The sequence below is a fragment of the uncultured Parolsenella sp. genome (assembly GCF_934660935.1).
In the GTDB taxonomy this organism is placed as follows: Bacteria; Actinomycetota; Coriobacteriia; order Coriobacteriales; family Atopobiaceae; genus Parolsenella.
In genome coordinates, this window is sequence record NZ_CAKUIH010000001.1 from 134,073 (window position 1) to 146,996 (window position 12,924).

The window sequence follows — 12,924 nt, forward strand, 5'->3', positions numbered from 1 at the left end:
GGCCGCGATACTGCCGCGACCCCCGTTTCATGACTAGTGACTTAGATTCGATACCTTTTCCGGTCTTAGGCTCTTTCCTTTGGCACAAAGGTCCCATGGCAAAGCATCCGAACCGTCGATTCGGATTCGTCACCCTCTTTCTCGTCCATAAGGACAAGAATCCGGTCACCTTCCTCAAGAACTAGAGCACCGTTAGGCAATAGCTCACGGCCATGACGGCGAACGGATACGACAAGCGCGTGTTCAGGCCAGGGTATCTCTGAGATCGCCTTATTGGCTGCATTGCAGCTTGCTTCAACAACGTAACTGTGAATTTGCCTACCGTGTCCACCCCAATGCTCGTGAGTCTCGTTGGTGCTGATTCCGAGGAACCTGGCAAGGAGATGCTCGTAGTAGGGATCGACCTGGAGCAGATTCGCGGTTACGTAAGCAAAGACGCTCACGATGGAAAGCGAAAGAAGCGCGTCTAGACTTCCGGTTAGCTCGAATGCAAGGACGACTCCGGTGACGGGGGCCCTCACGACACCAGCAAATAGACCAGCAATTCCAAGAACCATGAAGTTCATGACGAGGTTTTGATGCATCCCAAATAGGCCGGTCGCCACATCGCCGAAGATTGTTCCGACAAGAGCGCCCATAACCACCAACGGGAACAGCGTGCCGCCAGGCGTACCAGCTCCAAAGCAAACACCGGTAAAGAGGTACTTCCCGAGCAAGATCAGCAAGAGAGTTGCAAGTGTTAGCCCCTGGGGACGCATAAGTAGCTCGAGGATCGCGTCTCCTCCGCACATGAGGTCTGGGGCCGTGATGGCAACAATGCCAGCAAGCATGAACGGAATAATGTAGCGAAGCGGATTCGGCAGCTTAATGCGAGACATTGCATTCTGAATGGCGAACATGCCCAAGTTATGCAGCGCCCCGATCGCTCCAATTATGATTCCAAAGACGATGAGAAGGGCATATGCCTCGTGGGGAATATTCTCGATGAGTGTGAAGCTGATGACCGGAGAAAGACCAAGTACCTGAGAGACGACGTAGTCACTCATGACCGCGCTCATCATGACCGAGATGATCAGCGGTGCATTGAACGTCTTATGAATCTCCTCGAGGGCGAACATGACGCCGGTAAGGGGCGCATGGAACGCCGCGGCCATACCTGCACCTGCTCCGCATGTGACGAGCAGACGTTCCTCTCCCCTTCCACGCTTGAAAGCTCTGGATACGGCCTTGCCCGCCATGCCGCCCAGTTGCACTGAGGGGCCTTCTCTACCAAGAGACAAGCCGGCAAATGCCCCCACGGTTCCCTCGAGGAACTTCGCAACAATGACGCGATGCCAAGGCGCGCTCAACTTGCCCATTACCTCGGCATCAACTTGAGGAATACCAGAACCCGAGGTAGCCGGCTCGAAACGCACAAGCGCGGCTACAACGAGAGCCATAATCGCAAGAGCGACAAACCATCCGATAGCGAAAAGGATATTAGAGGAGATCTGGCTAGTGAGAAATCTCATCGTCTTTTCAGCCCAGGTGAGCGAAAGTCGATAGAGAGTAATGATCGACCCTCCGAGAAGGCCAACGAGAGCGCCTTCCCACACGAGGCTGACTTGGAATCGTTTTGACAAACGCCTGCGAATGGGGTCTTTGGTTTCACTAGCCACGAATGTGATGCTCCTACTTAACCTTAACGAGTGAGAAGATCTCTCGATCGTATTCCTTGGTAAGGGCTTCGCGCGGATTGAGGAACGCAAGCTCAAGGATGAAAGCAAAGCCAATGACCGTGGCGCCCGTCTGCTCGGCGAGGCGTGCCGTGGCAAGGGCGGTGCCCGCGGTTGCGATAAGGTCGTCAATTACGAGGACCTTATCGTCGGAGGTCATGGAGTCGGTATGAATCTGCAGCTCGTCAGTTCCGTATTCAAGGGCGTAGCTCTCCGTATAAACCTCGCGAGGAAGCTTGCCAGGCTTGCGAGCTGGGACGAATCCAGCGCCTAGTCGATAGGCAACTGGTGCGCCGATGAGGAAACCACGCGCCTCGGATCCAATGACCTTTGTAATCCCTCTGCCAAGGAAGTGATCAGAGATTGCGTCAACGCAGGATGCAAGCCCCTGTGCGTTAGAGATGAGCGGGGTTACGTCCTTGAAGATGACCCCAGGCTCCGGATAGTCAGGAATGTCGACGATGAGGTTCTCGTACGGGAAGCGCGCCTCGTTATCTTCGCTCACGATGTCTCCTTGCGTGAAATTGCGAATAATACAGCGGGCCTTAATGCCCGGCAATCACCTAATCGTCAATCAACTCTCTGCGCATGATTGAACATCGTACGACGCCCGTTAGCGTAAGCATTCGGTCAAGAGCCACCTCTCGTCGAAGCCTTCGCTCGTCCGGAGTTTCGCCTTGATGGCGAGAGAGCGACGCTAGCGCCTGCTCAAACATGGGTATCTCGCGATTCGCGGCCGCAAGATACTGGCGGAGGTTCTTCGGCTCAATGCCAAAGCGTGTGAGTTCGTTGCAAGCCCGAATGAGGCGAAGATCGCTTCCTCGAACGAGGTCTCTACCGGCAGGCGATTTTACGAGCTTGATGATTGAACAATCCGCAAGCTTGCGAACGAGAGAGATGGGAACGCCAGCAACCTCCGGAATCCTATCAATGGGGTGCAGTTCGCGCTCTGCCTCTGGGCTTACAGAAAGCGTGGGATCTACGGGGTCTGGAGCGGCTTCGCAGCCATCTTCAGGCATGGAATCCGTAGTCCCCTTTTTGCCGTCAAGCTCATCTTTGATAACGCTGAGAGGCAAAAAGCGGCTCTTCTGAAGATAGAGGATCGTCTCGAGACGCTGGATGTCACGAGCGGAATAGAGACGATAGCCTCCTGGCGTTCTTGACGGCGTCAGAAGGCCCTCGTCCTCGAGATAGCGAACTTTCGAAACGGAAAGATCGGGGTATTGCCCCTGAAGCTTGGAGACGACCTTTCCTATGGTGAGATAGCCGGCGTCGGCCATCTGGCTACTCGCCCGTAGCGATCTTCGGGGCGCGCACGGTGTGGTACACCATGCGGAAGGTGCCTACCTGGATGGTTGAGCCATCAGCAAGCGCGGAGCTGTTAACGATAGCTCCATCGACCCACGTACCGTTGAGGGAGCCAAGGTCTTCGACGGTGGCGAAATTACCAGAAATCGAAATCTTCGCGTGGTGACGGGAGACGGTCATGTCGTTTAGGAAAACGTCACTCGACGGATCGCGACCAATGGTAATCTCCGGAGTTGCTAGCTCGAAGGTCTGGCCGGTCTGGGGACCCTTGAGGATGGTGAGCGTCGGATTGCTGGGGCGCACGCCGCCCATGAGGTCCGGAACGGTGGCATCTGAGGACGGCATGCAGAAGATGGCAGTAGCGTCTGTCTCAGGCTTATTAATGTTGTTCTGCATGGTATCTCCCTCGCATTGTTGTTAGTTCATTGTACCCCTACCGGCAGGCGATGGCCTCAATCGAGACCTTTGCGCCTAGGGGCAATGCCGCGACCTGAAAGACCGAACATGCAGGCCTTGGCCTTTCGAAGCGCTTCTCGCAAACGGAGTAGACCGTATCGAGGTCTTCGATGCTCGCGAGCTGAATAGTGACTTTAGATACTTCGGACAAAGTAAGGTCGAGCTGTGCTAGGACGGCGGCAACGTTGTCGATGCAGCGCTCCGTCTGACACTCAACTGAATCGTCGGTGTGACATACGCAATCCTTGTCGACTGGCAGCTGAGAAGATACGAAGACATAGCGTGCCGCGCTTGTGCCTTGAGAGAAGGGACCTTGCGTTCTCGGGGCGGAATCGCACGTAATCGAGTACATGAGGACCTCCTAGGCGGCTTGAGTTACGGATAGCCAGGGGAAAATCGTGTCATTGAGTCCAAATCCGCTTGCGGTGCGGCCAAGCTGGCTGCGCGCGGAGTACGAGCACGTTGACACGACATGCTCGCCTTGCGTCCACTGACGCACCTCGACCGTATCACCAGGGACAAAGAGACGATCCCGCGGAACGATGCGTTCGCAAGAGATGTCTCCCCCATCTGGCCAAGAGAGCCCGTTGGCGTATGAGTCTGGCGAGACGACGCAAGAGAAGGCCATGTTGTATGCAAACGTGCGACTCCCCTCACGGAGGCGAGGATTGGCATACGAATGCCACTCGTACGTGTCAAACGCCCAGTCAAGCAACGATGCGGTATCAGCGAAGCGGCCCTCCTTCGTCTGACATCCCAGTACGCTCGTGTAGAGCGTCACCCCGTTTCTTCTGGCGCACCCAAGGAAGGTGGTGACGTAATTACCGGTACCCGTCTTAATGCCGAGAAGGCCGGGATAGGTTGAGAGCAAATCGTCCACCGTCGGCAACGTAACGTTATATCCGCCGATTGGCACCGTAACCGCGGTCTGGCGAACCGTGTCCGCTATGAAGGGATGCTTCGTCATGGCATAGCGCGCGAGGATGGTGAGGTCGTGTACAGTCGAGTGGTGGCCCTCCGCATCGAGGCCGTGGGAGTTTTCGAAGTGGGTGTTGTTCATCCCCAGTTCTGCCGCTTTGTCATTCATCATCTGGACGAAGGCGTCCTCTGAACCCGCAACAGCGACGGCGGCCTCGTACGCGCCGTCATTCGCCGAGTACACGAGCGCGGCTCGAAGAAGGTCGCGAAGCGTCGAGGTGTCGCCAGACTGATACCCTGCGACCATTGCGTTCTCGTCGAGTGCTGGAGTGGATAGGGTGCAAACGGTATCGAGAGAGACTCCGCTTTCGAGGGCGACGACGGCGGTCATCACCTTCGTGACGCTAGCCATATTGATTTCCTCGTCAGGGTTCTTCTCGTAGAGGACGTTTCCTTGCGCGTCGACCACCATGGTTGCCTCGGCTTCGGCGAGGTTTGGCTCGGACTCGACTGCTAATGCGTTGGCCGGAGCGTAGCTAAACGCCAGCACGACGGCGAGGGCGAAGCCACAAATGACGAGCTTTCTAGAGCGCTTGACCGTTATAGACCACACTTTTTACGCCTCTTCGATTCGCGGATGATTGCTACGCCTTCTGCCGTATAGACATACGCCGTGAGCAAGGAGAAGATGCATCCACCATATACGAAGAGGAGGCCAATTGAGCCGCCAACGTCATTTAGGCCGGGAAGCCAAGAAACGGATACGAGGTTGAGTCCGTCGATAACGGGAACTCCGAGGAGAAGAAACGAGAATCCCGTCATAAGGAGCGCGGTCGCGATCTTGCCTACGTACACAACGTCGATCGGGCGCTCGTGGAACCTGGCGACGATGCGAGATCCTATAGCAAGGTAGATATCCCTACCGATAATGAGAATGGCCACCCAAGCGGGAAGCTCGCCGGTGATGACAAGGCCAAGAACCCCGGTAAAGAGCAGCAGCCTGTCGCATACGGGGTCAAGGAGTTTCCCAAACCAGCTTACGGTCTGCGTACGGCGGGCAATTTGCCCATCCATCCAATCGGTGCAAGCCGCAACGATGTAGATGATGATCGAAGCGACGCGATTGATTCTTAGGTTGAACATGACGAGAAATACTATCGTCAAGACCATGCGCGATAGAGTTACACCGTTTGCAACGGTAAGAATCTTGTTTGAAGGGTTATCCGAGCTGCCCACCGGAGCTTCTATATCAGTTTCAAACCCACGACTAACCTTGTACTCGAGCCAATCTTTGAACTTCAAATCTTACTCCCCCGATACAAGCGCCATGGGATACGGCGCAAGCTTAGTCGATGATACCCCATCACTTTGCTGTCCTATCAGGACCCGTCTCCCCTTTCGGAAACGTGACGGAATTGTTAGCTGAGGCCTCTCCTTCTGCCCAAGCTTGCAAGCTGGATTCAAGCAACATTGAGTGTATGGGTCGCGTATTTGGATATAAGGGATGCGTGCAGCGATTAAGCCAAGATGAAACAAAGAGAAAGGCTAAAGAAAAAGACCGACGGAAACCGCCGGTCTCATCAAATTCTGGTCGGGTGGACTGGATTCGAACCAGCGACCCCTTGACCCCCAGTCAAGTGCGCTACCAAACTGCGCCACCACCCGTTGCTGCTCAACCGCAGCAGAAAAGAGATTAACATCCGAGCGGATAACGCGCAAGGATTAATTTCAAGAAAATTGAAATTTGTTTGCGCGAGTCTCTTTGCTATGCATAAAAGCCCAGGTTACCCCTCGAGAACTTCGCTCAGCTCAAGCCATTCCATTTCGAGTGCATCGAGGGCCTCGCGAGCGTCATCGACGTTCGTTTGAGCTTTCTCGAGAGCGAGATAATCCGTCGGGTCGACCTCCCCCATCGTGTGCTCGAGATCCTCGATTCGAGCGCGTTGCGTTTGCATTTTGCGTTCGACGCTCGAAAGCTGCTTCTTAAGTTTCCACTCTTCTGAGCTCGAAAGGCCACTTGTCGATTTTGCAGGGGCGGACTCGGAGCTATTGCTGCCCTCAGACGTGGATATTGGGGCCTTGGGTGCGGGACCGTGACCGGAAACGTCTCCGGAGCCATGGCGCTCTCCAATCAGCGAGAGATACTCGTCAACCCCGCCTGGACAATGCCTCAGCTTGCCATTAATGAGAGCAAACTGATCGTCGGTCACGCGTTCCATGAGGTAGCGATCGTGGGTGACAAGCAAGAGCGTTCCTGGCCACGTGTCGAGCAGGTCCTCCATGACGGCGAGCATGTCAGTGTCGAGGTCATTTCCCGGCTCGTCGAGAATCAGGACATTAGGCTCATCAAGCAGCACGCACATGAGCGCCAACCTGCGCGCTTGGCCACCAGAGAGGTCCGCAATGGGTGTGTCCAGCTCGCGCTTGTCGAAACCGAGGCTCTCGAGGAGCTTAGTGGGCGTGTACTCCTTACCGCCAATCATATACGTGCGCTTATACGTGCCGAGAAGCTCTCGAACGCGCCAATCGAGTTTGTCGGCGAGCATGTCAATGTGCTGGGAGAGAATACCGAGCTTGACGGACTTGCCTATCTTGGCGCGACCGCTCGTGGGGGCAATCTTGCCGTCAAGCAAGCGAAGAAGCGTGGTCTTGCCGGCACCGTTCTCGCCGAGGATTCCGTAGCGGTCTCCGGGGCCAATGAGCCAGTCGACGTGATCGATGACTCGCCTGCCCTCATAGTCTACGCAAGCCTGCTTGAGCTCGAAAACCTGCTTTCCAAGCCTGCTTACGGCGAGGCGCTTGAGTTCGAGGGGGTTTCGCAGGGGCGGTTCGTCTGCGATGAGCGCCCGTGCCGCCTCGATCCTGAACTTTGGCTTGCTCGAGCGAGCCTGGGCGCCACGAGATAGCCAAGCAAGTTCCTTGCGGAGGATATTCTGCCTGCGCTCTTCGATTGCGGCTGCCTGACGGGCGCGCTCCGCTCGTTGTTGGATGTAGGCCGAGTATCCGCCCTCGAAAGGCTCGACCACGCCGTCGTGGACCTCCCACATGCTCTCGCACACCTCGTCGAGGAACCACCTGTCATGGGTGATTACGAGAAGCGCTCCCACACCGCTTTGCCAACGGTGACGCAAGTGACTAGCGAGCCAAGTGATGGCTCCCATGTCGAGATGGTTTGTAGGCTCGTCGAGAAGAAGGACGTCATAGGAGCCAATGAGGAGCCTCGTGAGGTCCACGCGCCTTCTCTGGCCGCCGGAGAGCGTACCGACCTTGGCGTTCCAGTCGACGTCGCCAATAAGCTCCGCAATGATGCGCCTTGTCTCGGCATTGGAGGCCCATTCGTACTCGGGCACGTCGCCTACCACCTCGTGCGAGACGGGCATGTCGTCGTCGAGGTTGTCAGATTGGCCGAGCATGCCGACGGTTATGCCTCCGCGCCAGGTGACGTTACCGTCCTCCGGCTCGAACACGTGGCCTATCAGCTGCAGGAGCGTCGACTTTCCGTCGCCGTTTTTGCCGACGATTCCGATGCGGTCTCCCTCGTTCACGCCGATCGTGACGTCGTTGAGGACGCGCTTGCCGGGCCACTCGTGCTCGACGTGTTCACAGCCTATGAGAATTCCCACGTGGGTCTTGCCTTTCCTAGCAGTCTCTTTCAGACGAAAGCTCGTCCATGACCATCTGCGTGTCGGCTCCGTCCGCCAGCCTTCTCAGCGCTTGAATCTCCGCGGCATAACCGTCGAGCTCGTTGGGGGTTTCGAGAATCATGGGCAGGTCACGAGTCCTCGGGTTGGTAACGATGCCGGCGAAACACTCGAGCCCAAGATGTCCCAAGCCGAGACGTTCGTGCCTATCCTTATGGGAGCCGAGGGGGTTCTTAGAGTCATTGAGGTGGAGCGCACGAAGCCTGTCGATTCCCAGCACGCGGTCGAACTCGTCCAGGACGGCATCGGGGTCGCCGGAGATGTCGTAACCGCCATCGCTCACGTGGCATGTGTCGAGGCACACTCCGATAAGCTCGTTATGGTCGACGCGATCTATGATTCGCGCCAGCTCCTCGAAGGTCTTGCCGACCTCGGTCCCCTTGCCAGCCATGGTTTCAAGAAGGACGGTCGTGCGTTGCCCGGGTACGAGGGAAGAGTTGAGCCCCTCTGCGATGAGAGCAATGCCCTCATCGGCTCCTTGGCCAACGTGCGATCCGGGATGGAAGTTGTAGAAATTGCCCGGAAGCAATTCCATCCGCTCGAGGTCCTGCCTCATGGCCATGCGGGCAAATTCCCGTACGTCCGGTTTGGCGGAACAAAGATTTAAGGTATAAGGCGCGTGCGCGACGAGAGTACCGATACCGGATTCTCGAGCGATGACCGAAAACCTCCGGAGATCTTCCGGATCCGGTTCTTTTGAAGACCCACCACGGGGGTTTCGCGTGAAGTAAGCAAAGGTGGTGGCGCCAATCGAGACGGCACGCTTTGCCATCGCCTCAAACCCGCCCGAGGTGGAGAGATGACAACCAAGGGTTAGCACGCGCTATCCTGTTCTGCCTCAAGCATGTTGTTGGCCGCGGGAAGAACTATCGTGGCATCGGCGGCGGGAACCTCAGGCTCAAGCATGTGCGCGAGTTCGCTCACGATGACGTTGGCGACTTCGGCCTTGGGTATGCAGGGATACTCGGTTTCCGAGTGAACGCCGACGAGGGTCACGGCGTCGGTTTCGGAGCCAAAGGTGGAGTCTGCCCTCGTGACATCGTTTGCGACGATAAGGTCGCAGCCCTTGCGCGCGAGCTTCTTCTTGGCGTTGTCGATGACGTCGTTCGTCTCGGCGGCAAAACCAATGACGATGCGATCGCCCCTGTCCTTCGATATGGTGGCGAGGATGTCGGGGTTCTCGACGAGTTCGATCGAGCCGAGGTCTTCCTTGCCCTTCTTCAGCTTGTGATCGGCCTGGACGGCGGGGCGATAGTCTGCCACTGCCGCGGCAAGGATTGCAGCGTCGGCCGTGGCGAACGCGTCGACGGTAGCATCGAGCATTTCTTGAGCGCTCGTGACGTGAACCACCGCAATCCCAGTGGGCGCAGGAAGCGCGACGGGACCGGAGACGAGCGTGACGCGTGCGCCGTGCGCGGCAGCAGCCTCGGCGACCGCATAGCCCATCTTGCCCGAAGAAGCGTTCGATAGGTAGCGAACCGGATCGATCGCCTCATGCGTGGGGCCAGCGGTGATGACGACGTGCTTACCCGCAAGATCAGACGAGGCGCGAAGCCTAGCGAGCGTTGCGGAGACGATCTGATCAACCTCGGCGAGTTTGCCGGTGCCGGTGTCGCCGCAAGCAAGCCTGCCGGTTGCGGGCCCAACCAGGAAGACACCGCGGGACTCGAGGGTCTCGGCGTTCTGCTGGGTGGCGGGATTCTCCCACATATGGACATTCATGGCGGGAGCCACGATTATCGGACAGGAGCAAGCCAGAAGCGCAGTCGAAACCATGTCGTCAGCGATGCCATAGGCCATCTTCGCCATGACGTTGGCGGTTGCCGGGGCGACGAGGGCGATATCCGCCCACTCTGCCAGCTCGATGTGCGGAATGGGAGAGGAGTTTTCGAATACGTCGAGATAAACCTCGTGACCGGAGAGGGCTTCGAATGTCTTGGGGCCGACGAGTTCCGTAGCCGCCTCGGTCATTGCGGCTCGGACGTCGCAACCGTTCTTCTGCAGCCCACGCAGAATTTCGCAGGCTTTATAAGAGGCGATGCCTCCGGTCACGAATAGGGCTACCTTACGAGAGCGAGAGCTCTCTCCCTCAATCATGATTACTCCTCCTTGGAGATGACGAGCATGCGCTTGCAATAGGGGCACGTCGTAACCTCGGCGTTTGAACGACGGATATCCGTATAAGAGCTCGGCTGGAGCGCGACGCGACAGACCGAGGGGCGATTGCCAACGAGGGTCTCGACAGCGATTCCGCCAAAACGCTTGCAGGCCGCGTCATAAGCGGCGAGGTTTTGGGTGCTGATTTGGGCGACAACGCTTTCGCGCTCCTTGGCGAGCTCGGAAACGTGGGCTCGAATGGACTCGACGTCCGCCTTGAACGAATCCGTCTGGGCCTTTTCCTCGGCCTCGAGCTTGGCTACGAGGTCGCGAGCGTTCTTCTCCGCGCGCTCGACGGTTTCGAGCTGGCCAACGAGGGCATTGGAGTCGAACTCAGCCTTTTCGATGCGCTTTGCGAGGGTCGCAAGGGCGGCCTCGAAATTCTGCGCATCGCGATAGGTGCCGTTGGAAACGCTCTCCTGAATCTCGGTTACCTTGTCCGCGTAATAGACCTTGTCCTCCTCGAGATCCTGAAGCTCGATCTCGATGTCTTTGCGCTGGCCGATGATCTTTGTGAGCTCGCCCATGACCTTCTTGACCGCGGCCCTTGCGGCCTCGACCTTTGCCCTCTGGGGAAGATCCTGAGCTACCTTCTTCGACCTCATGAGCTCGAGGTCAATCTCCTGGAGCCTCAGCAGCGCGGTTGCCTCTGACATAGTTCTCACTCTCCCGTGCCCCACGCATGCCAGCGCAGGCTCTCGTCTAAGGTGATTATTCGCGTGTCAGGCGCCCCGAGTGACAGTGTCTTTGCAAGAAGGCCTGCAAAGGGAAGCTCGGAAGCGTCATGACCCAAAAGTATAGCGGCAACTCCCGCTTCGGAAAGCTCAAGGAGGCGATGATATCCGGCCTCCCCGGCAATCACGCAACCCAAGCCCTTCTGGATGACGTCGTGGCCGAGTGAGCCGAGCGATCCGGAGCAGAAGGCGATTCTATCCTGAGGCGTGTCAGGGTCTCCCCATATGACGGGCGTGCAAGCGAATGCTCTGCCGGCGCGGGCGGCGAGCTCGGATAGCGTAAGGGATGAGGCGTCAAGCATGGCTCCGAAGCCGTCGGGCTCTTGCAAACGACCGATACGCCCTAGCGACAGTTTGCCAGCGATAAGGTCGAGCGCATCCTCGGAACGGTCAAGGTTGGTGTGCATGGCAATAAGTGACACGCCGAGTCTTGCCGCCTCGTAGGCCGATGCGCCGCCAATAGAGCTGGTGCCCGCCTCCGGCGTAATGGGAAAGGGAGGCTCGAGAAACGCCGGATGGTGGGTGACGAGGACGTTAGCGCCGGACTCCTTCGCGAGCCTGATGTTGGAGGGAGTCGGGTCGAGCGCGCACGCGATTGCCTCAACCCTGGCACTTGGGGAGCCAACGGATAGGCCAGGCTTGTCCCACGGCTCTGCCAGGGCCTCGTCGTACTGTGCGAAAAGCAGATTGACGACATCGCTGACGAGCATGTCTCCTCCTCGTAGAAACAAAGACGGGGCCGCAAGGGCCCCGTCGGATATCGACTTACCCCTTGCGAACGATTTCTAGCAGGGCGTCACAGAACGCATCGAGGTCTTCCTCGCTCACACGCTCATCAAAGCTGATGCGAAGAGCGCCAAGGGCCTGATTCCTTGGAACGCCCATGGCGGAGAGGACGTGACTCGGATCGAGAGAGTCTGACGAACAGGCTGAGCCCGCAGAAACCTCGAATCCAAGGTCATCGAGCTTGAGAATGAGGGTCTCTGATTCCATCCCGGGGACCATGACGCTGATCATGCCGGGCATGCGCGTGTCATCGACGAAGGCCTGGGTTGTTGGCAGGATGCCGGTTCCTTCTGCGCAGAGGCGCGCGTATGCCTTGTTCGCCATAGCGGCGACCTTGGGCCTTACGGTGGTCAAGTCGCGCATGACGACGCGGCATGCCTCAGCGAATGCAACGACTCCGGCGACATCCTGGGTACCCGGACGCTTGCCGCCCTCCTGGCCGCCGCCGAGGCTTTGTGCCTCAAAGGGGCACCTTGTGCGAATCGCGAGCGCGCCTACACCGAGCGGGCCACCGATCTTGTGGGCTGCGACGGAGATGGCGTCCGCCTTGTCGGCGTCAAGGGGAATGCGGCCGAAGGCCTGGACAGCGTCAACGTGAATGACCGCGCCACCGGCATGGGCGACCTCGACAAGTTTTGCTGTGGGCTGGATGACGCCCGTCTCGTTGTTGGCTGCCATGACGCTCACGAGGGCACAGCTCTCCCCCATGATGCGAGCAAGCTCGTCGGGATGGATGACGCCATTGCGGTCAGGACCCACAAGTTCGACTTCGAACCCACGGGACCTCAGCAGCGTCGCCACGTCAAGAACGGAGTCATGCTCGATGGCGGAGAGGATGACCCTCTTCTTCTTGTTTGAGCTCTTGCGGCGAGCGCCCTCCGCCATGCCAAGCACGGCAAGGTTGTTGGACTCCGTGCCACCAGAAGTGATCACGATCTCGCCGGGGCGGAACCCGCAGCCGATGGAGGCGGCTATCGTCCTTCTGGCAACCTCGAGCTCGCGCGCTGCCTCTCTGCCGAGCGAATGGAGCGAGTTGGGGTTAGCCTCCGAGCCGGGTTTCTCGTGGTAGGCAAGCCAAGCATCTCGGGCCTCCGGTCGAAGTGGGGCCGAGGCGGCATAGTCTAGATAGGTGTAGCGCTTGCTCATATG

General features: G+C 58.0%; 13 protein-coding genes and 1 tRNA gene. All 14 read right to left on the minus strand.

All coding sequences use genetic code 11. From position 1 onward, the window contains the following. Nucleotides 1–65: 65 nt before the first annotated feature. The gene (locus Q0H23_RS00585) at nt 66–1,658 is read right to left on the minus strand and encodes a ClC family H(+)/Cl(-) exchange transporter (RefSeq protein WP_293834603.1); all 1,593 of its coding nucleotides are present in this window, start codon (nt 1,656–1,658) and stop codon (nt 66–68) included. Between the two features lie 13 nt (nt 1,659–1,671). Continuing rightward, the gene (locus tag Q0H23_RS00590) at nt 1,672–2,220 is read right to left on the minus strand and encodes an adenine phosphoribosyltransferase (protein WP_293814168.1); all 549 of its coding nucleotides are present in this window, start codon (nt 2,218–2,220) and stop codon (nt 1,672–1,674) included. Nucleotides 2,221–2,278: 58 nt separating this feature from the next. Then, nucleotides 2,279–2,995, minus strand: a complete 717-nt coding sequence (locus Q0H23_RS00595) for a MerR family transcriptional regulator (protein ID WP_293834606.1) — start codon at nt 2,993–2,995, stop codon at nt 2,279–2,281. A gap of 4 nt (nt 2,996–2,999) precedes the next feature. Beyond that, nucleotides 3,000–3,419, minus strand: coding sequence for an FHA domain-containing protein (locus Q0H23_RS00600; RefSeq protein ID WP_293834608.1), 420 nt, complete (start codon nt 3,417–3,419; stop codon nt 3,000–3,002). A 37-nt stretch (nt 3,420–3,456) separates the two neighbouring features. After that, nucleotides 3,457–3,831 carry a Rid family hydrolase gene (locus tag Q0H23_RS07950; protein ID WP_366509931.1) on the minus strand — a complete coding sequence of 125 codons (375 nt, stop codon included), beginning with the start codon at nt 3,829–3,831 and terminating at the stop codon, nt 3,457–3,459. Nucleotides 3,832–3,840: 9 nt separating this feature from the next. Beyond that, nucleotides 3,841–5,010, minus strand: a complete 1,170-nt coding sequence (locus tag Q0H23_RS00605) for a D-alanyl-D-alanine carboxypeptidase family protein (RefSeq protein ID WP_293834610.1) — start codon at nt 5,008–5,010, stop codon at nt 3,841–3,843. Next, nucleotides 4,998–5,699, minus strand: a complete 702-nt coding sequence (locus Q0H23_RS00610) for a CDP-alcohol phosphatidyltransferase family protein (protein WP_293834612.1) — start codon at nt 5,697–5,699, stop codon at nt 4,998–5,000. The genes Q0H23_RS00605 and Q0H23_RS00610 overlap by 13 nt, the downstream gene beginning before the upstream one ends. Nucleotides 5,700–5,985: 286 nt before the next feature. Continuing rightward, a tRNA-Pro gene (locus Q0H23_RS00615) sits at nt 5,986–6,062 on the minus strand. Between the two features lie 119 nt (nt 6,063–6,181). Continuing rightward, on the minus strand, nt 6,182–8,020 hold the full coding sequence (locus Q0H23_RS00620) for an ABC-F family ATP-binding cassette domain-containing protein (RefSeq protein ID WP_293834614.1): 1,839 nt from the start codon (nt 8,018–8,020) through the stop codon (nt 6,182–6,184). 16 nt (nt 8,021–8,036) lie between these two features. Then, entirely contained in the window at nt 8,037–8,918 is an 882-nt protein-coding gene (locus Q0H23_RS00625; RefSeq protein WP_293834616.1) for a deoxyribonuclease IV, read from the minus strand. After that, entirely contained in the window at nt 8,912–10,195 is a 1,284-nt protein-coding gene (gene coaBC / locus Q0H23_RS00630) for a bifunctional phosphopantothenoylcysteine decarboxylase/phosphopantothenate--cysteine ligase CoaBC (protein WP_293834619.1), read from the minus strand. Before coaBC ends, Q0H23_RS00625 begins: the two co-directional genes overlap by 7 nt. Nucleotides 10,196–10,197: 2 nt before the next feature. Beyond that, the gene (locus Q0H23_RS00635; RefSeq protein WP_293834621.1) at nt 10,198–10,911 is read right to left on the minus strand and encodes a C4-type zinc ribbon domain-containing protein; all 714 of its coding nucleotides are present in this window, start codon (nt 10,909–10,911) and stop codon (nt 10,198–10,200) included. Nucleotides 10,912–10,916: 5 nt separating this feature from the next. Next, the gene (locus Q0H23_RS00640; protein WP_293834624.1) at nt 10,917–11,699 is read right to left on the minus strand and encodes a Nif3-like dinuclear metal center hexameric protein; all 783 of its coding nucleotides are present in this window, start codon (nt 11,697–11,699) and stop codon (nt 10,917–10,919) included. 55 nt (nt 11,700–11,754) lie between these two features. Next, on the minus strand, nt 11,755–12,921 hold the full coding sequence (locus Q0H23_RS00645) for a cysteine desulfurase family protein (protein ID WP_293834627.1): 1,167 nt from the start codon (nt 12,919–12,921) through the stop codon (nt 11,755–11,757). Between the last annotated feature and the right edge of the window lie 3 nt (nt 12,922–12,924).

Excerpts from the sequence above, each read along its gene's own strand:
- Q0H23_RS00595 (WP_293834606.1), bottom strand. The coding sequence starts at position 2,995 with ATGGCCGACGCCGGCTATCTCACCATAGGAAAGGTCGTCTCCAAGCTT.
- Q0H23_RS00600 (WP_293834608.1), bottom strand. The coding sequence starts at position 3,419 with ATGCAGAACAACATTAATAAGCCTGAGACAGACGCTACTGCCATCTTC.
- Q0H23_RS07950 (WP_366509931.1), bottom strand. The coding sequence starts at position 3,831 with ATGTACTCGATTACGTGCGATTCCGCCCCGAGAACGCAAGGTCCCTTC.
- coaBC (WP_293834619.1), bottom strand. The coding sequence starts at position 10,195 with ATGATTGAGGGAGAGAGCTCTCGCTCTCGTAAGGTAGCCCTATTCGTG.
- Q0H23_RS00635 (WP_293834621.1), bottom strand. The coding sequence starts at position 10,911 with ATGTCAGAGGCAACCGCGCTGCTGAGGCTCCAGGAGATTGACCTCGAG.
- Q0H23_RS00640 (WP_293834624.1), bottom strand. The coding sequence starts at position 11,699 with ATGCTCGTCAGCGATGTCGTCAATCTGCTTTTCGCACAGTACGACGAG.
- Q0H23_RS00645 (WP_293834627.1), bottom strand. The coding sequence starts at position 12,921 with ATGAGCAAGCGCTACACCTATCTAGACTATGCCGCCTCGGCCCCACTT.